This is a genomic window from Pseudomonas sp. AC239, assembly GCF_979258545.1.
The window spans coordinates 3722639-3748716 of record NZ_OZ409864.1; the positions used below are offsets into that span (position 1 = coordinate 3722639).

Genomic DNA, 26078 nt, shown 5'->3' on the forward strand with positions numbered 1-26078 from the left:
GATGGCTGCCGCACTGTTTATTCCTGAGCTGGGCCATCTGGCGATGATCCTTGCGCTGTGTTTTGCACTGGTTCAAGCGGTGGTGCCGATGCTCGGCGCATGGCGCGGCGACCGCTTGTGGATGAGCCTGGCGCAGCCGGCTGCGTGGGGCCAGTTTGCTTTTCTGCTGTTTGCCTTTGGCTGCCTGACCTACGCGTTCATGACTGATGATTTCTCGGTCGGCTACGTGGCGATGAACTCCAACAGCGCGCTGCCGTGGTACTACAAATTCAGCGCGGTATGGGGTGCTCACGAAGGTTCGCTGCTGCTGTGGGCGTTGATCCTCGGCGGCTGGACTTTCGCTGTGTCGGTGTTCTCCCGGCAGTTGCCGCAAGTCATGCTCGCTCGGGTCCTGGCGGTGATGGGCATGATCAGCACCGGTTTCCTGCTGTTCCTGATTCTTACCTCGAACCCGTTCTCGCGGATTCTGCCGCAGATCCCGGCGGACGGTCGCGACCTCAACCCGTTGCTGCAGGACATCGGCCTGATCGTGCATCCACCGATGCTGTACATGGGTTATGTCGGTTTTTCTGTGGCGTTCGCATTTGCCATCGCCGCGCTGCTCGGTGGTCGTCTCGATGCGGCATGGGCGCGCTGGTCGCGGCCGTGGACCATCGTCGCCTGGGCGTTTCTCGGCATCGGCATCACCCTCGGTTCGTGGTGGGCGTATTACGAACTCGGCTGGGGCGGCTGGTGGTTCTGGGACCCGGTGGAAAACGCCTCGTTCATGCCATGGCTGGTCGGCACCGCGTTGATTCACTCGCTGGCGGTCACCGAAAAGCGTGGCGTGTTCAAGAGCTGGACGGTGTTGCTGGCGATCGCCGCGTTCTCGTTGAGCCTGCTCGGCACCTTCCTCGTACGCTCGGGCGTGCTGACGTCGGTGCACGCGTTTGCCTCGGACCCCGAGCGCGGCGTGTTCATTCTGATTTTCCTGCTGTTTGTGGTGGGCGGTTCGCTGACGCTGTTCGCACTGCGCGCGCCGGTGGTGAAAAGTCAGGTCGGTTTCAATCTGTGGTCGCGTGAAACCTTGCTGCTGGGCAACAACCTGGTGCTGGTCGTCGCTGCATCGATGATCCTGCTTGGCACCTTGTATCCGCTGATTCTTGATGCCATCAGCGGCGCCAAACTGTCGGTCGGCCCGCCATACTTCAATGCGTTGTTCATTCCATTGATGGCGTTGCTGATGCTGGTCATGGCGGTCGGCGTGATCGTGCGCTGGAAGGACACGCCAGTGAAATGGCTGGCGAGCATGCTCACTCCGGTGCTGCTTGGCAGCGTCGCATTGGCCGTGGTGGCCGGCGTGGCTTACGGCGATTTCAACTGGGCGGTGATCGCGACGTTCCTGCTGGCGGCATGGGTGTTGCTCGCCGGCGTGCGCGATCTGTTCGACAAGACTCGCCACAAAGGCCTGATCAAAGGTTTGCCGACGCTGACCCGCAGTTATTGGGGCATGCAGATCGCCCACCTCGGCATCGCCGTGTGCGCGCTGGGCGTGGTGTTGTCGAGCCAGAACAGTGCCGAACGCGACCTGCGTCTGGCACCGGGCGAGTCGATGGATCTGGCCGGTTATCAGTTCGTCTTCGAAGGCGCCAAGCATTTCGAGGGACCGAACTTTACCTCGGACAAAGGCACCATCCGCGTCATTCGTGACGGCAAGGAAATCAGCGTGCTGCACCCGGAAAAACGTCTGTACACCGTGCAGAACTCGGTGATGACCGAAGCCGGCATCGATGCCGGTTTCACCCGCGATCTCTACGTCGCTCTCGGCGAGCCGCTGGATAACGGCGCCTGGGCCGTGCGCGTACACGTCAAACCGTTTGTGCGCTGGATCTGGTTCGGCGGCTTGCTCACCGGATTGGGTGGTTTGCTGGCGGCGCTGGATCGGCGTTATCGGGTCAAGGTGAAAAGCAAAGTGCGCGAAGCGCTGGGCATGACGGGAGCGGCGGCATGAGGCGTTGGTTGATGTTGTTGCCGCTGGCGATATTTCTGCTGGTGGCGGTGTTTCTTTATCGAGGGCTGTATCTGGATCCGGCGGAGCTGCCGTCGGCGATGATCGACAAGCCGTTCCCGGAGTTTTCCCTGCCGAGTGTGCAGGGTGACAAGACGCTGACCAAGGCCGACATTCTCGGCAAACCGGCGCTGGTCAATGTCTGGGGCACCTGGTGCATCTCCTGCCGGGTCGAGCACCCGGTGCTGAACAAACTTGCCGAGCGCGGCGTGGTGATCTACGGCATCAACTACAAGGACACCAATGCCGACGCCTTGAAGTGGCTGGCCGAGTTCCACAATCCGTACGCGCTGGATATCCGTGATGACGAAGGGTCGCTGGGCCTCAACCTCGGTGTCTACGGCGCGCCGGAAACCTTCTTCATCGACGCCAAAGGCATCATCCGCGACAAGTTCGTCGGGGTGATCGACGAGCAGGTCTGGCGCGAAAAACTCGCGGCCAAGTATCAGGCGCTGGTCGATGAGGCCAAGCCATGAAGCGTTTTCTCGCAGCAGTGGTGTTGGGCTTGAGCCTGGCCGGTGTCGCCCACGCGGCCATCGACACCTACGAATTTGCCAAAGAGGGCGACCGCGAGCGTTTCCGCGAACTGACCAAGGAACTGCGTTGCCCCAAATGCCAGAACCAGGACATTGCCGACTCCAACGCGCCGATCGCCGCCGACCTGCGCAAGGAGATTTTCCGCATGCTCGGCGAGGGCAAGGACAATCAGCAGATCATCGACTTCATGGTCGATCGCTACGGTGATTTCGTCCGCTACAAACCGGCGCTCAATGCCAAAACCGCGCTGCTGTGGTTCGGCCCGGCCGGGCTGCTGCTCGGTGGTTTCGTGGTGATCGCGCTGATCGTGCGCAGGCGTCGCGGGCAACGCGCCGAAACGCCGTCATCGCTGTCTGCCGAAGAACGTCAGCGCCTCGACCAACTGTTGGATAAAAACCAAGAATGATTGATTTCTGGCTCGCCGCAGGGCTGTTGCTTCTGGTCGCCCTGAGTTTTCTGCTGATCCCGGTGCTGCGCGAACGCCGTGCCCAGCGGGAAGAAGATCGCACCGCGTTGAACGTCGCGCTGTACCAGGAACGGGTGGCCGAGCTGCAAGCGCAGCAAGCCGAGGGCGTGCTCGACGCCGCGCAACTGGACAGCGGCCGCGCGGAAGCTGCGCGTGAACTGCTCGCCGACACCGAAGGCGCCGCCGCGCCGCGTGTCTCGCGCCTGGGCAAGCCGTTGCCGCTGCTGGCCGCCGTGCTGGTACCGGTGCTGGGTCTCGGTCTGTACCTGCATTTCGGCGCCGCCGACAAGGTCGAACTGACCCGCGAATTCGCTCAGGCACCACAGTCGATGGATGAGATGACCCAGCGTCTGGAACGTGCGGTGGCCGCACAACCGGATTCCGCTGAAGGTCTGTATTTCCTCGGCCGTACCTACATGGCTCAGGATCGCCCGGCAGACGCGGCGAAGATGTTCGAACGCGCCGCCAACCTCGCCGGCCGCCAGCCGGAGCTGCTCGGCCAGTGGGCGCAGGCGCAGTATTTTGCTGACGGTAAAAAGTGGTCGGAGAAGATTCAGAAACTGACCGACGAAGCGCTGAAGGCTGATCCGAAAGAAGTCACCAGCCTCGGTCTGCTCGGCATCGCCGCGTTCGAAGGCGAGCGTTATCAGGAGGCCATCGACTACTGGAATCGCCTGCTCGCGCAACTGCCGCCGGATGACAACTCTCGCGTTGCGCTGCAAGGCGGCATCGAGCGTGCCGCCGAACGCCTGAAAGCCAGCGGCGGCAAAGTTGCCCAGGCAGCGGCGCCGAAAGCTGCGTTGCTGACGGTCAGCGTAGATCTGGCCAGCGAACTCAAAGGCAAGGTGCAGCCGGGCGACAGCGTGTTCATCTTCGCCCGCGCCACTTCAGGCCCACCCGCGCCGCTGGCGGCCAAACGCCTGACCGTCGCCGACCTGCCGGTGACCGTCGAACTGGGCGACGCCGACGCGATGATGCCGCAGTTGAAACTGTCCAACTTCCCTGAAGTCCAACTGGTGGCGCGCATCTCACGGGCCGGTCAACCGACCTCCGGAGAGTGGATCGGTCGCAGTGGCCCACTGGCCAGCAGCACCACCGCGCCACAAAAACTGACTATCGACAGCCCGGACAAATAACCGGATCCAACAGGAAAGCACCGCCATGCACACCATCGCCCGAATTACAGTCCTCACACTGGCCCTGGGCTTGAGTGCATGTGCGGTACAACGCCCGGAACCGACCACCAGCCTGCCACCGATCCCGCCCTCGCAACCGAGCCCGACCCCGTCGACCTCGCCGACCCCCGGCAAAAGCATCCCGGCCAAACCCGCCAAGCCGGTGCCACGCACCTCCGCCAGCTTCGCGCCGCCACCGGGCGGCAACAGCCACTGGGACCAGAAACTCGGCGTCTACGTCCTCGACGACCAGACCAACACCTTCTACCGCCAGCGCACCTACTACCGCTGGAACAACGGCTGGAGCCGCTCGGTCAGCCCCAACGGCCCGTGGGAAGACACCAACATCCACGGCGTCCCGCCGGGGTTGGGGAAGAAGTTCGGGCAGTGATGAGAAACGGCGATCCTGGGATCGCCGTTTTTTTTGCGTCTGATTTTCAGAGAATCGCATAGTTACCTAACGCCTTTACCGACTCGACCAATCCTTGCCGTTGGAGAAAGCCAAGATATTTGTCCACCTCCACAGTGGGCGTTTTCAATTGCCGTCGCTGGCTCTGAGCCGCAGCGACGACGGCCATCAGGAAATCTCTTAAAGGGGCCGGATATAAAACGCATGCATCGTATACAGCAGTGAAAGAGGAATGCCTCACTCGTACCCTGTCCTTAGCGCCTGTGCCTGCTCCGCGAGAAGCATCATTGCCTGCTCGCTGGCGGTGTCTCGCCGGGTTTTATATTCCATCAGATCTGCAAAACGCACACGTCGGTGCTTGCCTGTTTTGTGGTAGGAAATCTCACCGTTCTCCAGCAGTTTGATCATGTGCGGACGTGAGACGTTGAGCAGATCGGCAGCTTCCTGCGTGGTCAGCTCCGCGTGGATCGGTACCACCTTCACAGCGTTGCCCTGCGCCAGCGCCGCGAGGATATCGCTCAGCAAGCGTAATGCCGATGTTGGCAGCTCCACGCTGTGGGCTTCGTTCTGTTCATCAAAAATCTGGATTCGCTGAGTTTCAAAAGCGGTTGTGAGGAAGGCGCTCAGGGCACGCTGGCCTTCAATCGCGGCTTTGACCTCTCGTTCGACAGGCAGATTGATGGCAGATGGAGTAGCGGTGGTCATAAGACTGTTCCGGCATTGTAAGGAAGATCTGCGGACGTTATTCGAATCAAACGAAATTCGCAATAAACGAAACTGGTGCAGGAATACTCTGTAAAACAACCACCCATCACTCCGCCCCATTCTGCGCTTGAGTAAAGATAACTCTAGAGTTACTTTTAATGGGCCAAGCCAAGGAGGCGGTTGGTGCAGAGCAGGCTATTGATGAAGGAGCTGGAGGAGGCGGGCTGGACGCTGGATCGGGTTGCCGGCAGTCATCACATCTTCACTCATCGTTACAACCCGAACACGATTGCCGTCCCGCATCCGAAAAAGGATTTACCGCTGGGGACAGTCAAAAGCATTCGGCGGCGCGCGGGGTTATTCAGCCCGCCAACCCGTCATGAAGGAGATCCGTAATGCAATATCCCATCTGCATCGAGTGGGGTGACGAGAACACTGCCATCGGCATTCAGATCCCCGATATTCCCGGCGCAGTCACTGCCGGGGACAGCTTTGAGGAGGCCTACAACGCGGCCGTGGAAGTGGCTCACCTTATGCTGCAGGAAATCGCGGCGGCCGGTCAGGCGATTCCGATGCCGACCTCGGCAGCGGCGCATCGCAATCATCCGGATTTTGCCGAGATGGGCTGGGGCATGCTGGAGCTGGATATCTCGCCGTACCTGGGCAAGACCGAAAAGGTCAACGTTACGCTGCCCGGCTATGTCATTCAGCGTATTGATCGCTATGTACGCGAGCACAACGTCAAAAGCCGCTCCTCGTTTCTGGCGGATGCGGCGATGGAGAAACTGGTTCGGTATTGAAGGTACGTCCAATTGCGGGAGCGAGCCTGCTCGCGAAGCTTTTGACGCCCTTAAGCCGTGGCCAATGAAGCGCGTCGTGAAACACTCAAAAACCGCACCAACGCCAACAACGGAAAGATGCTGCCGACAATCACGATCCACAACCAGCCGCCATGCTCGTACACCGCGCTGGCCACGGAGGAGCCGAAGGCGCCGCCGATGAAGATGCTGGTCATGTACAGCGCGTTCAAACGACCACGACTTTTCGCGTCCAGCGAGTACACCGCGCGTTGGCCCAGGACCATGTTCATCTGTACGCAGAAGTCCAGCACCACGCCGGTCACGGCCAGGCCGATAACGCTGTAGGCCGGGTGGATGAAGGCGGGCAGGAAGCTCAGGCTGGCAAACAGCATGGCCAGCAGCGAGGCGATGCGTGTGTGACCGGCATCGGCGAGGCGGCCGCTGATTGGCGCGGCGATGGCACCGATGGCGCCCACCAGAGCGAAGATTGCGATTTCGCTTTGCGACAGGCCATGGTTACGTGCCAGTTCCAGTGGCACGGCGGTCCAGAACAGGCTGAACGTGGCGAACATGCAGCCCTGATAAAACGCTCGCTGACGCAGCACCGCTTGCTGGCGCAACAGCGTCCACAGCGAGCCGATCAGTTGGCCGTATGTAGCGCTGTGATCCGGCTGGCGCTTGGGCACGGTCAGCGCCAGCACTACGCTGATCGCTGCCATCAACGCTGCGGCGATCATGAACATGGCGCGCCAGCCGAAGTGGTCGGCGACCACACTCGACACCGGTCGCGCCAACAGAATACCCAGCAGCAAACCGCCCATGATCCCACCCACCACGCGACCACGGGACTCTTCCGGCGCCAGATGCGCGGCCAGCGGAATCAGGATCTGCACCGACACCGAGCTGAAGCCGACCAGCAACGAGATCAGCAAAAACACGTTGGGTTGCTCGGTAAACGCTGCGCCCAGGAGACTGGCAATCGCGACCAGCGTGGTGATGATCATCAGCCGCCGGTTTTCCAGCAGATCCCCCAGCGGCACCAGAAAGAACAGGCCCAACGCATAGCCGATCTGCGTCAGCGAAACGATGAAACTGGCCATGGTGTCGGAGAGGCCGATGTCCGGCGCGATGAGACCGATGATCGGTTGTGCGTAGTAGATGTTGGCAACGATGGCGCCGCAGCAGAACGCGAACAGCAAGACCATGCCTCGGGTCATTGCGTGAGGAGTGGTGGTCATAGGGAATCTCGGGTCGGGCACAGGAAAGGGCTGAGGCTAATGGACAATGTGGACTGGCAGAAGACGTTTTCGGATGATAACTGTTATTACGCAGTGTAATGACCGGTATTGCCGTGCAACAAAAAGGCGACCTTGGTGGGTCGCCTTTTGATTTTTCAGGTCAAGCCTTACTGCCCGCTATAAATCTGATCGAAAACCCCACCATCATTAAAGTGAGTCTTCTGCACCGTGCGCCAGTCACCAAACGTCTTCTCCACCGAAAGGAAGTCGACTTTCGGGAAACGGTCGGTGTACTTCGCCAGCACCGCCGGGTCACGCGGGCGCAGGTAGTTGGCCGCCGCAATTTCCTGGCCTTCCGGCGACCACAGGTACTTCAGATACTCGTCAGCCGCAGCGCGCGAGCCTTTTTTGTCGACGACTTTGTCGACCACCGAAACCGGCGGCTCGGCTTCGGCGGAGACGCTTGGGTAGATGACTTCGAATTGATCGCGGCCGAACTCGCGAGCGATCATTTCCGCTTCGTTTTCAAAGGTCACCAGCACGTCGCCGATCTGGTTGGTCATGAACGTGGTGGTAGCGGCGCGGCCACCGGTGTCGAGTACCGGCGCCTGCTTGAACAGCTTGCCGACGAAGTCCTTGGCCTTGTTCTCGTCACCACCGTTTTTCAGCACATAGCCCCAGGCTGACAGGTAGGTGTAGCGGCCGTTACCCGAGGTTTTCGGGTTCGGCACAATCACCTGTACGCCGTCCTTGAGCAAGTCCGGCCAGTCTTTCAGCGCTTTCGGGTTGCCCTTGCGGACGATGAACACCGTCGCCGAGGTAAACGGCGCGCTGTTGTTCGGCAGGCGCGTGACCCAATTGTCGGGGACCAGTTTGCCGTTGTCGGCAAGGGCGTTGATGTCGGTGGCCATGTTCATGGTAATAACGTCAGCCGGCAGGCCGTCGATTACCGAGCGCGCCTGCTTGCTCGAGCCGCCGAAGGACATCTGCACGGTGATGTTTTCCTTGTGCTCGGCCTGCCAGTGCTTCTGGAACGCAGTGTTGTAGTCCTTGTAGAAATCGCGCATCACGTCGTAGGAAACGTTAAGCAGCGTCGGTGCCGCCTGAGCGATGTTGGCCAAGGCCAGGCCGGCGGCGAGAAGTGAGGCGCCAAAGAGTTTTTTCACTGCGCATTCCTTGTTCTGTGGGGGTGTTGTATCAAATGAGGCCATTTGCCAGCGACTATAGCGGGCCTCGCATAGTCGCTTAAAGATTAAAAAGCTCTGTGCTTATTCCACTTTCTTGAACAGCTGACTGCCGCAGCGCGAACAGAACGCTGCGCTCTGTTCATGGTTCTTTTTCTGGCAGCCCGGGCAGTCATGTTGCAGCTGTTCGCCGCGCATGGCGTTGGCCAGCTCTGCGGTAAAGATCCCCGTGGGCACGGCGATGATCGAGTAACCGGTGATCATCACCAGCGAGGAAATCACCTGGCCCAGCGGCGTCTTCGGCACGATGTCGCCGAAGCCGACAGTGGTCAAGGTCACGATTGCCCAATAAATGCCCTTGGGAATACTGGTGAAGCCATGCTCCGGGCCTTCGATCACGTACATCAGCGTGCCGAACACCGTCACCAGGGTGCACACGCTGACCAGAAACACGACGATTTTCTGCTTGCTGCCACGCAGCGCCGACATCAGATAGTTGGCTTGTTTGAGATACGGGCTGAGCTTGAGCACGCGGAAAATCCGCAGCATCCGAATGATGCGGATGATCAGCAGATACTGCGCATCGCTGTAATACAGCGCGAGGATGCCCGGCACGATCGCCAGCAGATCCACCAGCCCGTAGAAGCTGAAGGCATAGCGCAACGGCTTGGGCGAGCAGTACAGACGCAGGATGTATTCGCCGAGGAAGATCGCCGTGAAGCCCCACTCGATATAGGCCAGAACGTCGGCGTAATTGCGGTGAATGCTGTCGATACTGTCGAGCATCACGATCACCAGACTGGCGAGGATGATCAACAGCAGGATGCCGTCGAAGCGACGCCCGGCCGGGGTGTCGCTCTGGAAAATCATGACGTAAAGCCGTTCGCGCCAATTGTTGCTGCTGTCCATGGATAACGCCTGAATCGAAGATCAGCGCAGCCTAGGGTGATTCTCCTCGTGAGCGCAAGGCTCATGCGCCAGCGACGCTTTGCCAAGCATCTGAATGCCGACGCGGATCAGCCAGCAGGCGAGGATGAACGGTGCGGTGAGCGTCGCCAATCCAAGGGCAGCAAACAGCGGTGTCACCAGCAGCGCCAGGACAATGGCGAGCAGCGGCAGCCACGGATTTTGTCGCTGAGCGCTGAAGGCGAGGGCGGCGAGTACGGCGTTGTAGCCACCGAGCCCGAGCAGTGCGGCGGACGTCTCGTGGTGCAGCAGACTCGAGCCCAGGCCGATCGCCGAAGCCAGCAGTGCCCAGCAGAACGCGCGACGATCGGCAAGCAGCAAACCGCTGGCAATCAACGCCCCGGCCAGAGGATGGTCGAGAAACATCACCTGGCCAAATCCGCGCAGTTCAGCGGCCAGCAGATTTGTCGTGTTCAGGTCGGCCGATGCCATCGGCGTGGACGGTTCGGCGAACACCAGCAGCACCCAGCTGAGCGCCACGAACGGCGAGGTATACGCCGGTATGGCGCGACTGCGGTACACGTGTTTGAGCCATTGCTGAGTGAGCATCGCGCTCAAGCCGCCCGCTGCAAGAATCAACGGCGGCAGCAGTGGCGACCAAGGGAAATACAGGCTCAGCAGCAGACCGAGCAGCACGCCGTTGTAGCTGAACAGACCAGCTTGGCGATCGGCCTTGGCGTAGTTGCGCCGCTGCGCGGTGAGCAGACCGGCAACGCCACCGAGCAGCGCCCCGGCGAACAGCACCGGCGCGGTCAGCAGAATCGCCAACAGACACAGCAGGCCGCACAGCGGATGACGCTGAAAGAAAATCTGACTGAAACCGTTGAGCAAAGCCTCGGCCCAGTCGGGGCAGTGGGTGTTGAAGTGATTGGCAGGCATGTTGAGAAAATCTGGGCAGTTGGAACATCAAAAGGTCTTGCAAGTGGCTGTAGCGAGGGGATTTATCCCCGTTGGGCTGCGAAGCAGTCGTCGCTTTTAAGGGTGTGACGGTTTCCACAGAGAAACCGCATTCTCCGATGGGGGGCCGCTTCGCAGCCCAACGGGGATAAATCCCCTCGCCACAAACTTATGCACCCACTTTTAGGGTGGGTTAAATCAACGTCTCGATGCGCAGCGAATTGGTCGACCCCGGCTGCCCGAACGGCACGCCAGCGGTAATCAGCAGCGTGTCGCCACGCTCGGCCATGCCTTGCGCCTGAGCAATCTCCAGTGCCGTCGAGCAGACTTCGTCGACCTGACGCAGGCGATCGTTGACCACCGAATGAATGCCCCACGCCACGCTCAAGCGCCGCGCGGTTTGCAGGTTCGGCGTCAGATTGAGGATCGGTGCTTTCGGCCGTTCCCGCGATGCGCGCAACGTCGAGGCGCCGGACTCGCTGTAATTGACCAGCACCGCCACCGGCAGCACGTTGCTGATCCGGCGGATCGCACAGCTGATCGCATCGGAAACCGTCGCCTCGGCTTTCGGTCGACTGACGTCGAGCTGGGTCTGATAATCCGGGCCGTTCTCAACCTGACGGATGATCTTGCTCATCATCTGCACGGCTTCCAGCGGGTACTCACCGGACGCGGTCTCCGCCGAGAGCATCACGGCATCGGCGCCTTCGGCCACGGCGTTGGCGACGTCAGTCACCTCGGCACGGGTCGGGGCAGGGGAGAAACGCATCGACTCGAGCATCTGCGTCGCCACCACCACCGGTTTGCCCAGCGCACGGCAGGTGGTGATGATGTTTTTCTGAATCTGCGGCACGCTTTCCGCCGGCACTTCCACACCAAGATCACCGCGAGCGACCATGATGGCGTCGCTCAACTCAGCAATCTCACGCAATTGCTCGACCGCCGAAGGCTTTTCGATTTTCGCCATCAGAAAGGCTTTGTCGCCGATCAATGCGCGGGCTTCGACAATGTCCTGCGGGCGCTGCACGAACGACAGCGCGACCCAATCCACCCCCAGTTCCAGACCGAAGCTCAAATCGCGGCGATCCTTGGCGGTCAGCGGGCTGAGGTCGAGCACCGCTTGCGGCACGTTCACACCTTTGCGATCAGACAGTTCGCCGCCGTTGAGCACGGTGGTGTCGATTGCATCGGCGTACTTGGTGACCACGCGCAGACGCAGCTTGCCGTCGTCGAGCAGCAGATCCATGCCCGCTTCCAGCGCGGCAATGATCTCCGGATGCGGCAGGTTGACCCGGCGCTCATCGCCCGCTGTCGTATCGAGATCGAGGCGGAACGCCTGACCGCGATGCAACTGCACCTTGCCGTCAGCGAACTTGCCGACGCGCAGTTTCGGCCCCTGCAAGTCCATCAGAATGCCCAGCGGGTAGTTGAGCTGGCGCTCGACTTCGCGGATCCACTGATAGCGCTTGGCGTGGTCGGCGTGATCACCATGGCTGAAATTCAGGCGGAAGATGTTGACCCCGGCCTCGACCAGCTCGCGGATGTCGTCGATACCATCGACGGCGGGGCCGAGGGTGGCGAGGATTTTGACCTTTTTATCAGGCGTCATGATTTGCAGTTCTCAAGGATCAGAATGGCGCGGAAGTCGTTGACGTTAGTGCGGGTCGGCTCGGTGACGATCAGCGCATCGAGCGCCTGGAAGTAGCCGTAGCCGTTGTTGTTATCCAGCTCGTCGCTGGCGCTCAGACCCAGTGCGGCGGCGCGGGCGTAGCTGTCCGGGGTCATGATCGCGCCGGCGTTGTCTTCCGAGCCGTCGATGCCATCGGTGTCGCCGGCCAGCGCATAGACGCCGGGCTGGCCCTTGAGGCTGTCGGTCAGGCTGAGGAGGAATTCGGCGTTACGCCCGCCACGGCCATTGCCGCGCACGGTTACCGTGGTTTCACCGCCGGAGAGAATCACGCAGGGCGCCGCCAGCGGCTGGCCGTGATTGATGATCTGCCGGGCAATGCCGGCGTGGACTTTCGCCACTTCACGGGACTCGCCTTCGAGGTCGCCGAGAATCAAGGTGCTGAAACCGGCCTGCCGGCATTTCACCGCAGCCGCGTCGAGCGATTGCTGCGGGCGGGCGATCAACTGGAAATGACTGCGCGCCAGACTCGGATCGCCGGGTTTGACGGTTTCCGATTCCGGACTTTGCAGCCAGGTGCGCACGGAGGCGGGAATGTCGATGCCATAGCGCTTGATGATCGCCAGGGCTTCGGCCGAAGTGCTCGGGTCGGCCACGGTCGGGCCGGAGGCAATGACGGTGGCGAGGTCGCCCGGTACATCGGAAATCGCGTAGGTGTAGACCGTCGCCGGCCAGCATGCCTTGCCGAGGCGGCCGCCCTTGATCGCCGAGAGGTGCTTGCGCACGCAGTTCATCTCGCCGATGGTCGCGCCGGATTTCAGCAGCGCTTTGTTGATCGACTGCTTGTCGGCGAGGGTGATGCCTTCAGCTGGCAGGGCGAGCAGGGCAGAGCCGCCGCCGGAGAGCAGGAAGATCACGCGGTCGTCTTCAGTCAGGTTGCTGACCAGCTCCAGCACGCGTTTGGCCACGGCCAGACCGGCCGCATCCGGCACCGGGTGTGCGGCTTCGACCACTTCGATTTTTTCGCACGGAGCGCCGTGGCCGTAGCGGGTCACCACCAGGCCGGTGACTTCACCCTCCCAGCAACGCTCGACCACCTGCGCCATGGCGGCAGCGGCTTTGCCGGCACCGATGACGATTACCCGACCACTGCGGTCGGCAGGCAAATGGGCTTCAAGGACATGGTTCGGATGGGCCGCGTCGATGGCTGTGGCAAACAGCTCGCGCAGCAGTTGTTGCGGATCGACCGACATGGCGGGCTCCCGGAATTCTTGTTATTCGAAAGGGCGGTAGAGATCCCTGTGGGAGCGAGCTTGCTCGCGAAAGCGATGGATCAGTCAATATCCATGTCGACTGATACTCCCTCTTCGCGAGCAAGCTCGCTCCCACAGGTTTAAGCGGTGGGGCAGTGACTTATTTGTTGTCGCGAATCGAGAAATTGGCCATGTGCTCAAGGCCCTTGATCAGCGCCGAGTGGTCCCAGTTGCTGCCGCCGATGGCCGCGCAGGTGCTGAACACTTGCTGGGCATTGGCGGTGTTCGGCAGGTTGATGTTCAGCTCCTTGGCGCCTTGCAGGGCCAGGTTCAGGTCCTTCTGGTGCAGGCTGATGCGGAAGCCCGGGTCAAAGGTGCCCTTGATCATGCGCTCGCCGTGCACTTCGAGAATCTTCGAAGAAGCGAAACCGCCCATCAGCGCTTCACGCACCTTGGCCGGATCGGCACCGTTTTTCGAGGCGAACAGCAGGGCTTCGGCAACGGCCTGGATGTTCAGCGCCACGATGATCTGGTTCGCCACTTTGGCGGTCTGGCCGTCGCCATTACCGCCGACCAGGGTGATGTTCTTGCCCATGGCCTGGAACAGCGGCAGGGCGCGTTCGAAGGCATCGGCGTCGCCACCGACCATGATGCTCAGGGTCGCGGCCTTGGCGCCGACTTCACCGCCGGACACTGGCGCGTCGAGGTACTGCGCGCCTTTTTCGTTGATCTTGGCGGCGAAGGCTTTGGTCGCGGTCGGCGAAATCGAGCTCATGTCGATGACCACTTTGCCTTTACCGATACCGGCCGCAACACCGTCAGCGCGAAACAGCACGTCGTCGACTTGCGGGGTGTCCGGAACCATGACGATGATGAATTCGGCTTCCTGCGCTACTTCACGCGGGTTGGCCAGGGCGACGGCGCCAGCGGCGACCAGATCGGCCGGGGCCGCGTCGTGGTGTTGCGACAGGAACAGGCTGTGACCGGCTTTCTGCAGGTTCGCCGCCATTGGGTGGCCCATGATGCCGGTGCCGATGAATCCGATTTTAGCCATGAGAAAATCCTCTTGTTTTTGTCGTGCCCCCAACCCATGGCTGGTGAGCTTTTGTGGCGAGGGGATTTATCCCCGTTGGGCAGCGCAGCTGCCCCAGATTTTTTGCAATGCGTGGTCAATCAGATTGCGTTGTGTGATTTCAACCAACCCAGGCCCGCTTCGGTGGTGGTCAGCGGTTTGTACTCGCAACCAACCCAACCCTGATAACCGATGCGATCAAGGTGTTCGAACAGGAAGCGGTAGTTGATCTCACCGGTGCCCGGCTCGTTACGCCCCGGGTTGTCCGCGAGCTGCACATGGTTGATCTCGCCCAGGTGCGATTGCAGGGTGCGGGCCAGATCGCCTTCCATGATTTGCATGTGGTAGATGTCGTATTGCAGGAACAGATTGGCGCTGCCGACCTGCTCGCGAATCGACAGGGCTTGCGCCGTGTTGTTCAGGTAGAAACCGGGAATGTCGCGGGTGTTGATCGCTTCCATCACCAGTTTGATGCCCACCGCTTGCAGCTTGTCGGCGGCGTATTTGAGGTTGGCGACGAAGGTCTTTTCCACGGTGGCATCGTCAACGCCTTGCGGGCGGATACCGGCCAGGCAGTTGACCTGGGTGTTGCCCAGCACTTGTGCGTAGGCAATTGCCAGATCGACCCCGGCGCGGAATTCTTCAACACGATCCGGCAGGCACGCGATACCGCGCTCGCCCTTGGCCCAGTCACCGGCCGGCAGGTTGAACAGCACTTGGGTCAGCCCGTTGGCCTCGAGTTTTGCCTTGATTTCAGCCGAGCTGAAGTCGTACGGGAACAGGTATTCCACGCCACTGAAACCGGCCTTGGCGGCGGCGTCGAAACGGGCAAGGAAATCCTGTTCGGTGAACAGCATGGACAGGTTGGCTGCGAAACGCGGCATGGTGGTCTCCCGTAAATCTTGTGAGGATCCCCTGGGGGAGCGAGCTGTGGCGAGGGGATTTATCCCCGTTCGGCTGCGAAGCAGTCGTAAACCATTGTATGCGGTGTACCTGATACGCCGCGGTTTCAGGTTTTGAGGCCGCTTCGCGCCCTAACGGGGATAAATCCCCTCACCACACAGGCTCGCTCCCGCAGGGAGAGCAGTCAGCAGTTAATCCAACATCGAAATCGCCGTCGGCGCGTCATTGCCGACCAGTGCCAGGTCTTCGAACTCGTTGACCGCGTTGATCTCGGTACCCATGGAGATGTTGGTCACACGCTCCAGAATGATCTCGACGATCACCGGCACCTTGAACTCTTCGATCATCTGTTCGGCCTTGCGCAGCGCAGGGGCGATTTCCGACGGTTCGAACACACGCAGCGCCTTGCAGCCGAGGCCTTCGGCGACTGCGATGTGGTCAACCCCGTAACCGTTGAGTTCCGGCGCGTTGAGGTTATCGAAGGACAGCTGTACGCAGTAGTCCATTTCGAACCCGCGCTGGGCCTGACGGATCAGGCCCAGGTACGAGTTGTTCACCACGACGTGGATGTAAGGCAGTTTGAACTGAGCGCCGACCGCCAGTTCTTCGATCATGAACTGAAAATCATAGTCCCCCGACAGGGCCACGACTTTGCGGTTCGGATCGGCCTTCACCACGCCCAGCGCCGCCGGAATGGTCCAGCCCAACGGGCCGGCCTGACCGCAGTTGATCCAGTGACGCGGCTTGTAGACGTGCAGGAACTGCGCGCCGGCAATTTGCGACAGACCAATGGTGCTGACGTAGCAGGTGTCCTTGCCGAACACCTGGTTCATTTCTTCGTAAACGCGCTGCGGCTTGACCGGCACGTTGTCGAAGTGAGTCTTGCGATGCAGGCTGGCCTTGCGCTGCTGGCAATCCTGCAGCCAGGCGCTGCGGTTCTTCAGCTTGCCGGCGGCTTGCCATTCACGGGCGACTTCGATGAACACGGTCAGCGCTGCCGCGGCGTCGGAAACGATGCCCAGATCCGGGGTGAATACGCGACCGATCTGCGTGCCTTCGATGTCGACGTGAATGAACTTGCGACCTTCGGTGTACACGTCAACCGAACCGGTGTGACGGTTGGCCCAACGGTTACCGATGCCCAGCACTACGTCGGATTTCAACATCGTCGCGTTGCCGTAACGGTGCGAAGTCTGCAGGCCAACCATGCCGACCATCAACGGGTGATCGTCAGGGATGGTGCCCCAGCCCATCAGGGTCGGGATAACCGGGATGCCGGTCAGCTCGGCGAACTCGACCAGCAGGTCGCTGGCATCGGCGTTGATGATGCCACCACCGGCGACCAGCAATGGACGCTCGGCCTGATCCAGCAGGGCCAGAGCCTTCTCGACCTGCACGCGGGTCGCGGTCGGTTTGGCCAGTGGCAGCGGTTGGTAAGCGTCGATGTCGAATTCGATCTCGGCCATCTGCACGTCGAACGGCAGGTCGATCAGCACCGGGCCTGGGCGACCGGAGCGCATTTCATAAAAGGCTTTCTGGAACGCGTAAGGCACCTGGCCCGGCTCCAGAACGGTGGTCGCCCACTTGGTCACTGGCTTGACGATGCTGGTGATGTCGACAGCCTGGAAGTCTTCCTTGTGCATACGGGCGCGGGGTGCCTGGCCGGTGATGCAGAGGATTGGAATCGAGTCGGCCGAGGCGCTGTAGAGCCCGGTGACCATGTCGGTGCCGGCCGGGCCGGACGTGCCGATGCACACGCCGATGTTGCCGGCCTTGGTGCGGGTGTAGCCCTCGGCCATGTGCGAGGCGCCTTCAACGTGGCGAGCAAGGACGTGATCGATGCCACCGACCTTCTGCAAGGCGGAGTACAGCGGGTTGATCGCTGCGCCCGGGATGCCAAAAGCGGTATCAACCCCTTCGCGGCGCATCACCAGAACGGCGGCTTCGATTGCTCTCATTTTGCTCATGGTTTTGTGCCTCTTTACGTTTTGTAATTGTATACAAGTGGCTTTGCGCAGAGTGTATTCACGGCGGACGGCGCAGGTCAATCCATTTTCTCAAGCGCCTGTTTCATTCGTCGGAAGCCCGAAGTGCTGTGGCTTTTCGTCGCATGTGGCGCTTTTCGAGAATTATTGTATACAAAAAAATAACTCATTGTGTTCTATTTGTGGCATCGGCCTGCGGCACAAACGCGCAGTCCCACGACTTTCCCTATAACAAAATGAGGACGGCACCATGAGCGCTTTAACCTTGAAAGTCGCAGTCAACCTGGTCAGCGAAGCCATCAACGCAGGACGCGGCATCAACGCCGCACCGCTGACCATCGCGGTACTCGACGCCGGTGGTCACTTGATTGCCCTGCAACGCGAAGACGGCGCGAGCCTGCTGCGCCCCGACATCGCCATTGGCAAAGCCTGGGGCGCCATCGCCCTGGGTAAGGGTTCGCGCCTGCTCGCCCAGGACGCCCAACAACGCCCGGCGTTTTTTTCTTCGTTGAACAGCATGGGGCAGGGCAGCGTTGTGCCGGCACCGGGTGGTGTGCTGATTCGCAACCAGGCCGGTGAAGTGCTGGGCGCGATCGGGATCAGTGGGGATTTGTCGGATGTCGATGAGCAGGTGGCGATAAGAGCGGTGGAGGCGCTGGATTTGCGGGCGGATGGTGGGGTGGCTGTTTGAACGTCAGTGTCTGAATAACCGCTTTCGCGAGCAGGCTCGCTCCCACATTGAGTTTGGGTTGGACACAAAATGTTCGAGTGTTCGAAAGCCCCTGTGGGAGCGAGCCTGCTCGCGAATACGATCTGCGCTACACATCTTGCTAAAAGTCTGACGCTCTCTTCGCCATCTCCACGGCTAGCCTTCTCATGATCAACATATGAAAAGGCAACGGAATGCCGGGTTTATCTGCTTCACATCGCTTGCGCATCGGACGCTATTCAGAACACAACCGCATTTACCTTCTGACCGCCAATACAGCCGGGAGAGAACCCGTATTCAGCGATTTCTTCCTTGGCAGAATGCTTGTAAGCCAATTCCGGGCAGCTGAGGAAACGGGATTGGCCAATTCTCTGGCTTGGGTCGTAATGCCAGATCATTTTCACTGGCTGATTGAATTGAAGAGTGGCTCGCTCGGCGAATTGATGCAGCGAACCAAATCCCTCAGCACCAAAGCGGTAAAGCTTTCTACGGGTCGAAAGACCAGCCTTTGGCAATCTGGTTTCCATGACCGGGCACTGCGTAAAGACGAGAATCTGGTGACGATGGCTCGGTATGTCATTGCCAACCCATTGCGGGCAGGGCTGGTCAAAAGCCTTGGCGACTATCCGTTGTGGGATTCGATCTGGTTATGAGTTGAGGTCTGCGGTGCGGCTATTCGCGAGCAGGCTCGCTCCCACAGGAGAATGCATTCCAAATGTGGGAGCGAGCCTGCTCGCGAAGCGGTTCCCCCGATCTCAGTGATCCGGCTCACACCCCTTCAACACCAACCGAATGATCGTCTGCGCCGCCGCTTCATAATCGGCTTCATCGAGTTTGTCTTTCCCGGTGACTGCAGAAATCTGCCAGTCGAAGTCGGCGTAGGTCTGGGTCGCGGCCCAGATGCTGAACATCAGGTGGTTGGGGTCGATCGGGGCGATCTGGCCGCGGTCGATCCAGCTCTGGATGCAGGCGATGTTGTGCTTGGCCTGGGCGTTGAGCTGCTCGACCAGGTCGGCGCTCAGGTGCGGGGCGCCGTGCATGATTTCACTGGCGAACACTTTGGAGGCGTAGGGCAGGTCGCGGGAGATGCGGATTTTGGAGCGGATGTAGCCGCTCAGCACCTCGCTCGGCACGCCGTCCGGGTTGAACGGGGTCGAGGCCTGCAAAATCGGCTCGATGATGCTTTCCAGCACCTCGCGGTAGAGGTTTTCCTTGGATTTGAAGTAGTAGTAGACGTTGGGCTTGGGCAATCCCGCCTTGGCGGCGATGTCGCTGGTTTTGGTCGCCGCGAAGCCCTTGTCGGCAAACTCTTCGCTGGCGGCGCGCAGGATCAGTTCTTTGTTACGCTCGCGGATTGTGCTCATAAACCCGGTGGTTCCTTGCCTGTTCTGGCGGTGGCGCATGGTAGCACCGGCCTTGAGCGGCGCTCAACAATGCAGCCTGTGGCCGGCGGTCGCGTTATGCTTGGCAACATTCATACACAGAAGGAAACAGGATTCATGGCAGGAAGCAGTTTGCTGGTGCTGGTCGACGACATTGCCACCGTGCTGGATGACGTGGCGTTGATGAGCAAAATGGCCGCGAAGAAGACCGCCGGGGTACTCGGTGACGATCTGGCGCTCAATGCCCAGCAGGTTTCGGGCGTGCGCGCCGAGCGGGAAATTCCCGTGGTCTGGGCGGTGGCCAAGGGCTCGTTCGTCAACAAGCTGATCCTCGTGCCGTCGGCGCTGGCGATCAGCGCCTTCGTACCATGGCTGGTAACGCCGCTGTTGATGGTCGGCGGTGCGTATTTGTGCTTCGAGGGTTTCGAGAAACTCGCGCACAAGTTCCTGCACAGCAAAGAGCAAGACGAAGCCGGGCATGCGCAGCTGACCGAAGCCGTCGCCGACCCGGCCACCGATCTGGTGGCGTACGAGAAGGACAAGATCAAAGGCGCGATCCGCACAGACTTTATCCTTTCGGCAGAAATCATCGCCATCACCCTCGGCACCGTGGCAGATGCCTCGCTGACTCAGCAAGTGGTGGTCATGTCTGGTATCGCCATCGTCATGACCGTCGGCGTTTACGGTTTGGTGGCGGGTATCGTCAAGCTCGACGATCTGGGCCTGTGGCTGACGCAGAAACCCGGGCAGATGGCGAAAAAGATCGGCGGCGGCATTCTCAGCGCCGCGCCGTACATGATGAAAACCCTATCGGTGGTCGGCACGGCGGCGATGTTCCTGGTTGGCGGCGGCATCCTGACCCATGGCGTGCCGGTGCTGCATCACTGGATCGAAGGTGTCGGCGCGGCAGCAGGGAGCGCCGGGTTCGCCGTGCCGATGTTGCTCAATGGTGTTGCGGGGATTATTGCCGGGGCTGTGGTGTTGGCCGTGGTGACTGCCGTGGGCAAGCTCTGGCACGCAATCAAAGGCTGAACATGAAACCCACATTCTGATTTGTGTTGAGCCACAAAAAAGGGCCATTCGACTTGCATCGAATGGCCCTTTTTGTACCCGCCGAGATTACTCGGCAATCTGCAACTTGCGCGCTTCGGTGTAAACGTAACGCACTTTCTCGTACTCGAACGGCGAGTTCATCTGGCCGTAGCGGAAGCTGGTCTGATAGCGCTTGTCGATCGCACGCAAGGCCCAGACTTCCGGATGATTCGAGCTGACTTCGGCGACATTGAGGAAGTTGATCGCGGTGTCGGCGGTGTAGTCCACGGCCAGACCTGCAGTGTCGCGGATATTCGACGGGCCGAAGATCGGCAGTACGAAGTAGGCGCCGCCGGGTACGCCATAGAAGCCCAGCGTCTGACCGAAGTCTTCGTTCTGGCGTGGCAGGCCCATGGCGGTGGCCGGGTCCCACAGGCCGGCGATGCCGATGGTGGTGTTGAGCAGCAGGCGCGCAGTGGTTTCCATCGAGCGCTGGCCCTTGAACTGCAACAGGCTGTTGACCAGGTTCGGCACGTCGCCAATGTTGTTGAAGAAGTTGCTCACCCCGGTACGCACAAAGCTTGGCGTGATGTAGCGGTAACCGTCGACCACCGGCAGGAACACCCACTGGTCGAAGCGGTAGTTGAAGTGGTAGACCCGGCGGTTCCACGACTCCAGCGGGTCATACACGTTCAGCGCGTTGAGCGTCGAGCGCTCGAATTCACGCTGGTCCAGGCCCGGGTTGAACTTGAGTTTGGTCAGCGGTTCCTTGAAGCCGTCGCTGTCGACCACCACCGGTGCGTCGGCTTTACTGTTGTCGGCCTGGGCCACGCCTGCACAGAGGAACGCTGCAATCAGCAGGAGATATTTAGCCACGGAAGAACTCCAGCATGGCGTCGCTGTTGACGCGGTAGTTAAGGTTGCCGCAGTGGCCGCCCAGTGGGTAAACGGTCAGGCGATCACCGAAGGTTTTACGCAGGAAGCCCAGGTCGCCAGGGCCGAGGATGACGTCGTCGGCGTTGTGCATGACGGCGATTTTCGGGCTGTCGTGCAGGTAATCCTTGAGCGCATACAGGCTGACCTGATCGATCAGTTGCAGCAGGCTGCCGCCGTCGGTGCGCGCGCGCCACATCGGAATCACCTGCTCGGTGATGTAGCAGTCGAAATCGCATTGCAGCGCACGCTTGAGGAACGGCGTAAGGCTGGTGCCTTCAGTGATCGGAAATTTCGGCGGGGTGATCAGGCCGCGACGGTTGACCAAGTCCGAGGTGTAGGCAATGTCGGCTGCCGAGAAGCGGAACGACGTACCGATAAGCATGGCCATCTGTTCGTTGGTCAGGTGCTGTTTTGACTGCTGGAAGTCATACAACAGCGCATCGTTGAGGTCGATGTAGCCTTTCTGCTGGAAGTAGCGGGTCAGTTTGGCCAGTACCAGTTCATAGAACGTGGTGCTGTTGTTAATGCCCTTGACCTCGGTCTGTACCAGCTTGTCGAGGTTGGTCACCGAGGTATAGAGGTTGACCGGCGGGTTCAGCAACAGGACTTTCTTGAAATTGAAGCTGCGGCGGGTCTCGTCCAGATGCGCGACGAACGCAGCATCGAGGGCGCCGAGGCTGTAACCGGTCAGGTAGTACTCGGTGACCGGCAGCTTCGGGTTTTGCGCCCGCACGGCCTGCATCACCCGGTACATGTCTTCGGCGTCTTCCTTGGTCACGCCCGGGGTGGCGAAACGCGAGGCGGCGCTGATGAAGTCGAAGCTGGTCGGCGACGACAACTGCACGACGTGGTAGCCGGCCTTGTAATACAACTTCTTCAGATATTCGTTGAGCGTGCTGTCAAAGCGCGCGCCGGTGCCGGCGATCAGGAAGATCAGCGGCGCCGGCTTGTCCTGGGTGGCGATGCGGTAGGTGAGTTTTTTGACTGCCCAGAAATTGTCCGGCAGCTGGAACTCGCGCTCCGGACGCAGGGTGAGGCTGCGATCCGATTGAGTGATGTCATCGTCCAGCGGCAATTCCGGACGCAGGTCCGGTGGCGTCGTGGCGATCGTCGCCTCGAACGGGTTGGTCAGCGGGTAGCCATAGCTGGCGGCGTCGATATCCACCGCCAGCGCGGACGCACTCAAAATTAGGCCGCTGAACAGCGCGGCGAAGCGCAAGGAACGGAGCATGACTAGATCCCTTAGAGGAAGGTGCCGATTGAAGTTCGCAGGCTATGACCACCGGCCGTGCGCCAAAGTGCCATGCTGCGGCACCAAACAGGCGGAATTCGGGGTAATAGTAGCTGGACGATACACGTTGCGAGGGCTTGCTGAACAGTTAACAGTTGTTAGTGCTTGCGAATGCCGGTCGGCAGATTAAGCTGGCCGCCGATTTCCGCAGATTGGAGTGCTCCATGTCCCGCCGCTTGCCCGTGATTGTGCTGCTCTTTTTGTTGCCTTTATGGCTGGCCGCCAGTTATGCCGCGCGCTATGGCTTCATGGAAGACGGGCAGTGGGTGGGCATCTGTGTCGACGAGGCCAGCCGCTGGGAATGCGTAGTGCGCTCGAACCTCGGGCTGATGATTCATTTCAAGGTGTTGGGCTGGGCGGCGGTGGGCGCGGCGGTATTGGCGTTTGTCGTGCCGGGACGGGCAGGGTGGTGGCTGGCGGTGCTGGCGCTGGTGTTCGGCCTGCCGGCATTGGCGTTGTACAACACGACGTTGGCGGTGTTTGCGGTGGTGATTGCCGGGTTGCGTCTGGTCCGCGAGTCCCGCAGCGCCTGACAGTCAGTCATCGCGGGCAAGCCCGCTCCCACAGGTATTGAGGTGAACACAACATTTGTGTGCAGCAGAAATCCTGTGGGAGCTGGCTTGCCAGCGATGGCGATTTCGAAGGCGCTGAAATCAGGCCTTGCGAACCCGCAGGCATCGCCACAACGCCACCACCATCAAGCCGCTCACCAGCGCCCAACCCCACGCCTGCTGGTTCTGCAAACCTTCCTGATACAACTGCGGCGCAATCCCCGCGCCGACGATAAACGTCAGCAACGCAATCTCCCGACGCGGCACGCTCACCGGGCGGCACAGGTAAACCAACGCGGGCAGCGCGAACGCCATGCTGGCGAAACTGCGATAGCGCGGATCGAAGACCATTTCCAGCATCATCACCGCCGCAGCAAAACCGGCCGCCGCGACCAGCCAGCCGGCGCGCCGCTCGAGGAAATCGAATGCTCGCGCGCGCCAACCGGTACGTGCGCTTAACGTCAGCGCGGCATGCGCGAGCACCAACAGATTCAACCCGGTCAGCAAGGCGACCCACAGCCATTCACCGGCAAATCGTGTGGTCAATCGAGCCAGATCGCCCCAAGCGGCAATCGAGCACGCCGCGACAGCGCCCAGCAGTGGCAGCACAAGCGCCGAGCGTATGGTGCGCACGCGCCCACCAACCACTAACGTGCCGAGGAAAATCACGGCGCCAACCGCCAGCCACTCTTTCCAGTACGGCACATTGCTCACCGGCCCGGCGAGCACGCCCTTGTCCTGGCGATCGGCATCGAACAGCCCCCAATAACCGCCGACCGCGCCTTCACTGCCGCGCTTCCACGGTTGATCGAAGGCTTCGATCAGGTTGTAGCGCCAGCCTTCCTGCTCGGCCATCGCCACAAATCCACGAATGAATTTCGCCTCGTTGACCCGGCTCGGTACGGCTGTTTCACGCTGACGGCCTTCGCTCGGCCAGCCGGTTTCGCCAATCATCACGTCTTTGGGCGCGAATTTGTTGCCGAACACCTGGCGCACATCTGCCACATGCCGCAGCGCGACGTCGATGTTTGATGGATCATCTTCCCAGTACGGCAGCAAGTGAATGGTCAGGAAATCCACGGCCGGGGCGATTTCCGGGTGCTTGAGCCAGAATTCCCAGACATCGGCGTAGGTCACCGGCTGCTTGACCTGGCTTTTGACCTTGTTGATCAGCCGTGCCAGTTGGGCGCCGGTAACCTCTTTACGCAGCAGTGCTTCGTTGCCGACGATCACCGCCGTAACAACGTCGGGGTTGGCGTTGGCGGATTTGATCAGCAGCTCGACTTCCTGCTCGGTATCCACGGGATTGCTGTTGACCCAGGCGCCGATCATCAACTTCAGACCGTGCTTGCGCGCCAGATCGGGCAGGGCGTCGAGGCCGGTCATCGAGTAGGTGCGGATGCATTCAAAGCGCGTCGCCAGCAGCGCGAGGTCGGCGTCCATACGCTCTGGGCGCAATTTGAACGGCACGTCGAACGGCGACAGGTCCTTGTCGAACGGTGTGTACGAGGCGCATTGCAGCTTGTGCGTCGGCGTTGCAGCGTCGGGCAGGATCACCGGTTGGCCGAGGCCGTACCAAAAACCACCAAGGGCCAGGAGCCCGAGCAGGCAGGCGAACAGATAGGGCAAAAAAGGAAATCGGGACGTCGCGGACATGGTCAGGCCGAGTGGCTGCAAAGCGACGCATGTTACCTGCATTTATAGAAGGGCAGGTGGCTCGCAGGCGTTGTACATGCAAAGTTCGGGCGGATTGCCTGGCGTCAATTAATCTCGCTTGATTAATGGCTTTCTGATGTCGTTTCTCGGTGTCTTGAGGTCGCTGACAGAGCAGGTCGCCGGCCGCTTGAGGTTGATGATCAAACCATCAGTACCCTTTTTGAAAAATCGGCTGATGTTCGGTGTGTGAGGTCCGGCGTGATGGGGGCGCTGTGCACCATAACAATACGTTGACGATGCCCGGCATCCGTCGGGCGCAGCATTTCGGGGAAGTAAACGATGAAGATGCGACGACTTTTAGGCGCAGGTGCCGCTCTGGTGCTTGCGATGAGTTCAACTTTCGCCAACGCTGAAAAACAGACCCTGAACATCGGTTACGTTGACGGCTGGTCCGACAGCGTCGCGACCACCCACGTGGCAGCCGAGGTGATCAAACAGAAACTCGGTTACGACGTGAAACTGCAAGCCGTCGCCACCGGGATCATGTGGCAGGGCGTGGCCACCGGCAAACTCGACGCCATGCTCTCGGCCTGGCTGCCGGTGACCCACGGCGATTACTGGACGAAAAACAAGGATCAGGTCGTCGATTACGGCCCGAACTTCAAGGACGCGAAAATCGGCCTGATCGTGCCGGAGTACGTCAAAGCCAAGTCGATCGAAGACCTGAAAACCGACGACAGCTTCAAAAACCGCATCGTCGGTATCGATGCCGGTTCAGGCGTAATGCTCAAGACCGATCAGGCGATCAAGGATTATGGTCTGGACAAGTACAGCCTCAAGGCCAGTTCCGGCGCCGGCATGATTGCCGAGCTGACCCGCGCCGAGAAGAAAAACGAATCCATCGCCGTCACCGGTTGGGTGCCGCACTGGATGTTCGCCAAGTGGAAACTGCGCTTCCTCGACGACCCCAAAGGCGTGTATGGCGAGGCTGAAACCGTCAACAGCATCGGCAGCAAAGGCCTCGAAGCCAAGGCGCCGGAAGTGGCCAAGTTCCTGAAAAACTTCCAGTGGGCGTCGAAAGACGAAATCGGCGAGGTCATGCTGGCGATTCAGGACGGCGCCAAGCCTGATGCAGCGGCCAAGGACTGGGTGGCCAAACACCCGGATCGTGTAGCTGACTGGACCAAATAACCGCAATTAGCTTCGGATCACCGCAAACCCTGTGGGAGCGGGCTTGCCCGCGATAGCGGTCTGTCA

General features: G+C 60.5%; 26 protein-coding genes and 1 pseudogene. 12 read left to right on the forward strand and 15 right to left on the reverse strand.

Annotated elements, in window-relative coordinates; genetic code table 11:
• The first annotated feature begins 1 nt into the window (after position 1).
• The 5 genes from ACZ0AZ_RS16975 to ACZ0AZ_RS16995 are packed head-to-tail and all read left to right on the forward strand — an operon-like array spanning position 2 to position 4616.
• On the forward strand, positions 2–1990 hold the full coding sequence (locus ACZ0AZ_RS16975; protein ID WP_129999048.1) for a heme lyase CcmF/NrfE family subunit: 1989 nt from the start codon (positions 2–4) through the stop codon (positions 1988–1990).
• Positions 1987–2523, forward strand: a complete 537-nt coding sequence (locus ACZ0AZ_RS16980; protein WP_024012128.1) for a DsbE family thiol:disulfide interchange protein — start codon at positions 1987–1989, stop codon at positions 2521–2523. Before ACZ0AZ_RS16975 ends, ACZ0AZ_RS16980 begins: the two co-directional genes overlap by 4 nt.
• Positions 2520–2990, forward strand: coding sequence for a cytochrome c-type biogenesis protein (locus ACZ0AZ_RS16985; RefSeq protein WP_016771041.1), 471 nt, complete (start codon positions 2520–2522; stop codon positions 2988–2990). The genes ACZ0AZ_RS16980 and ACZ0AZ_RS16985 overlap by 4 nt, the downstream gene beginning before the upstream one ends.
• A complete protein-coding gene (gene ccmI, locus ACZ0AZ_RS16990; RefSeq protein ID WP_039763619.1) occupies positions 2987–4186 on the forward strand; it encodes a c-type cytochrome biogenesis protein CcmI in 1200 nt (399 codons plus the stop codon). The genes ACZ0AZ_RS16985 and ccmI overlap by 4 nt, the downstream gene beginning before the upstream one ends.
• A 25-nt stretch (positions 4187–4211) precedes the next feature.
• Entirely contained in the window at positions 4212–4616 is a 405-nt protein-coding gene (locus ACZ0AZ_RS16995; RefSeq protein ID WP_073472737.1) for a hypothetical protein, read from the forward strand.
• A gap of 184 nt (positions 4617–4800) precedes the next feature.
• Here the strand turns inward: ACZ0AZ_RS16995 and ACZ0AZ_RS17000 are convergent.
• Positions 4801–4875, reverse strand: a pseudogene (locus ACZ0AZ_RS17000) (PIN domain-containing protein); the annotation flags it as partial.
• On the reverse strand, positions 4872–5339 hold the full coding sequence (locus ACZ0AZ_RS17005) for a helix-turn-helix domain-containing protein (protein WP_463537771.1): 468 nt from the start codon (positions 5337–5339) through the stop codon (positions 4872–4874). The gene ACZ0AZ_RS17005 and the pseudogene ACZ0AZ_RS17000, both read right to left, overlap by 4 nt.
• 183 nt (positions 5340–5522) lie before the next feature.
• On the opposite strand from ACZ0AZ_RS17005, the gene ACZ0AZ_RS17010 reads away from it, so the two are divergent.
• Positions 5523–5735, forward strand: coding sequence for a type II toxin-antitoxin system HicA family toxin (locus ACZ0AZ_RS17010; RefSeq protein WP_076566640.1), 213 nt, complete (start codon positions 5523–5525; stop codon positions 5733–5735).
• A complete protein-coding gene (locus ACZ0AZ_RS17015) occupies positions 5735–6139 on the forward strand; it encodes a type II toxin-antitoxin system HicB family antitoxin (protein ID WP_016771035.1) in 405 nt (134 codons plus the stop codon). Before ACZ0AZ_RS17010 ends, ACZ0AZ_RS17015 begins: the two co-directional genes overlap by 1 nt.
• Before the next feature lie 50 nt (positions 6140–6189).
• On the opposite strand, the gene ACZ0AZ_RS17020 is transcribed toward ACZ0AZ_RS17015, so the two are convergent.
• The 9 genes from ACZ0AZ_RS17020 to gcl all read right to left on the reverse strand — a co-directional run bounded on the left by ACZ0AZ_RS17020 (position 6190) and on the right by gcl (position 17246).
• Positions 6190–7377 (reverse strand): MFS transporter, encoded by a 1188-nt coding sequence (locus tag ACZ0AZ_RS17020; RefSeq protein ID WP_463537772.1) that lies wholly within the window; start codon positions 7375–7377, stop codon positions 6190–6192.
• 167 nt (positions 7378–7544) lie between these two features.
• A complete protein-coding gene (locus tag ACZ0AZ_RS17025; RefSeq protein WP_042607566.1) occupies positions 7545–8543 on the reverse strand; it encodes a sulfate ABC transporter substrate-binding protein in 999 nt (332 codons plus the stop codon).
• Positions 8544–8645: 102 nt separating this feature from the next.
• Positions 8646–9470 carry an ion transporter gene (locus ACZ0AZ_RS17030; protein WP_039763624.1) on the reverse strand — a complete coding sequence of 275 codons (825 nt, stop codon included), beginning with the start codon at positions 9468–9470 and terminating at the stop codon, positions 8646–8648.
• A gap of 21 nt (positions 9471–9491) precedes the next feature.
• Positions 9492–10406, reverse strand: coding sequence for an urea transporter (locus tag ACZ0AZ_RS17035; protein WP_463537773.1), 915 nt, complete (start codon positions 10404–10406; stop codon positions 9492–9494).
• 211 nt (positions 10407–10617) lie between these two features.
• On the reverse strand, positions 10618–12033 hold the full coding sequence (gene pyk, locus ACZ0AZ_RS17040) for a pyruvate kinase (protein WP_073472724.1): 1416 nt from the start codon (positions 12031–12033) through the stop codon (positions 10618–10620).
• Positions 12030–13304: a glycerate kinase type-2 family protein gene (locus tag ACZ0AZ_RS17045; protein WP_463537774.1), complete on the reverse strand. Its 1275-nt coding sequence runs from the start codon at positions 13302–13304 to the stop codon at positions 12030–12032. Before ACZ0AZ_RS17045 ends, pyk begins: the two co-directional genes overlap by 4 nt.
• A 160-nt stretch (positions 13305–13464) precedes the next feature.
• The gene (locus tag ACZ0AZ_RS17050) at positions 13465–14358 is read right to left on the reverse strand and encodes a 2-hydroxy-3-oxopropionate reductase (RefSeq protein ID WP_016771028.1); all 894 of its coding nucleotides are present in this window, start codon (positions 14356–14358) and stop codon (positions 13465–13467) included.
• A gap of 119 nt (positions 14359–14477) precedes the next feature.
• The gene (hyi, locus tag ACZ0AZ_RS17055; protein ID WP_056783872.1) at positions 14478–15260 is read right to left on the reverse strand and encodes a hydroxypyruvate isomerase; all 783 of its coding nucleotides are present in this window, start codon (positions 15258–15260) and stop codon (positions 14478–14480) included.
• Positions 15261–15470: 210 nt separating this feature from the next.
• Positions 15471–17246 carry a glyoxylate carboligase gene (gene gcl / locus ACZ0AZ_RS17060; RefSeq protein ID WP_016771026.1) on the reverse strand — a complete coding sequence of 592 codons (1776 nt, stop codon included), beginning with the start codon at positions 17244–17246 and terminating at the stop codon, positions 15471–15473.
• 268 nt (positions 17247–17514) lie between these two features.
• On the opposite strand from gcl, the gene ACZ0AZ_RS17065 reads away from it, so the two are divergent.
• A complete protein-coding gene (locus ACZ0AZ_RS17065; protein ID WP_039763634.1) occupies positions 17515–17955 on the forward strand; it encodes a GlcG/HbpS family heme-binding protein in 441 nt (146 codons plus the stop codon).
• A gap of 212 nt (positions 17956–18167) precedes the next feature.
• A complete protein-coding gene (locus ACZ0AZ_RS17070) occupies positions 18168–18626 on the forward strand; it encodes an REP-associated tyrosine transposase (protein WP_463537775.1) in 459 nt (152 codons plus the stop codon).
• Positions 18627–18728: 102 nt separating this feature from the next.
• On the opposite strand, the gene ACZ0AZ_RS17075 is transcribed toward ACZ0AZ_RS17070, so the two are convergent.
• Positions 18729–19337, reverse strand: a complete 609-nt coding sequence (locus tag ACZ0AZ_RS17075) for a TetR/AcrR family transcriptional regulator (RefSeq protein WP_039763637.1) — start codon at positions 19335–19337, stop codon at positions 18729–18731.
• A gap of 135 nt (positions 19338–19472) precedes the next feature.
• Here ACZ0AZ_RS17075 and ACZ0AZ_RS17080 point away from each other — a divergent pair, with 135 nt between their 5' ends.
• Positions 19473–20387: a DUF808 domain-containing protein gene (locus tag ACZ0AZ_RS17080; protein WP_463537776.1), complete on the forward strand. Its 915-nt coding sequence runs from the start codon at positions 19473–19475 to the stop codon at positions 20385–20387.
• A gap of 87 nt (positions 20388–20474) precedes the next feature.
• Here ACZ0AZ_RS17080 and ACZ0AZ_RS17085 read toward each other — a convergent pair whose 3' ends face one another.
• Both ACZ0AZ_RS17085 and ACZ0AZ_RS17090 read right to left on the reverse strand, forming a co-directional pair.
• A complete protein-coding gene (locus ACZ0AZ_RS17085; protein ID WP_024012144.1) occupies positions 20475–21263 on the reverse strand; it encodes an MlaA family lipoprotein in 789 nt (262 codons plus the stop codon).
• On the reverse strand, positions 21256–22554 hold the full coding sequence (locus ACZ0AZ_RS17090) for a hypothetical protein (RefSeq protein WP_064365440.1): 1299 nt from the start codon (positions 22552–22554) through the stop codon (positions 21256–21258). The genes ACZ0AZ_RS17085 and ACZ0AZ_RS17090 overlap by 8 nt, the downstream gene beginning before the upstream one ends.
• 224 nt (positions 22555–22778) lie before the next feature.
• On the opposite strand from ACZ0AZ_RS17090, the gene ACZ0AZ_RS17095 reads away from it, so the two are divergent.
• Positions 22779–23147, forward strand: coding sequence for a hypothetical protein (locus ACZ0AZ_RS17095; protein ID WP_463537777.1), 369 nt, complete (start codon positions 22779–22781; stop codon positions 23145–23147).
• Between the two features lie 120 nt (positions 23148–23267).
• Here ACZ0AZ_RS17095 and ACZ0AZ_RS17100 read toward each other — a convergent pair whose 3' ends face one another.
• Entirely contained in the window at positions 23268–24863 is a 1596-nt protein-coding gene (locus tag ACZ0AZ_RS17100; RefSeq protein WP_463570757.1) for a glycoside hydrolase family 17 protein, read from the reverse strand.
• 297 nt (positions 24864–25160) lie between these two features.
• Here ACZ0AZ_RS17100 and ACZ0AZ_RS17105 point away from each other — a divergent pair, with 297 nt between their 5' ends.
• A complete protein-coding gene (locus tag ACZ0AZ_RS17105; protein ID WP_129999063.1) occupies positions 25161–26012 on the forward strand; it encodes a glycine betaine ABC transporter substrate-binding protein in 852 nt (283 codons plus the stop codon).
• The last annotated feature ends 66 nt before the right edge of the window (positions 26013–26078 follow it).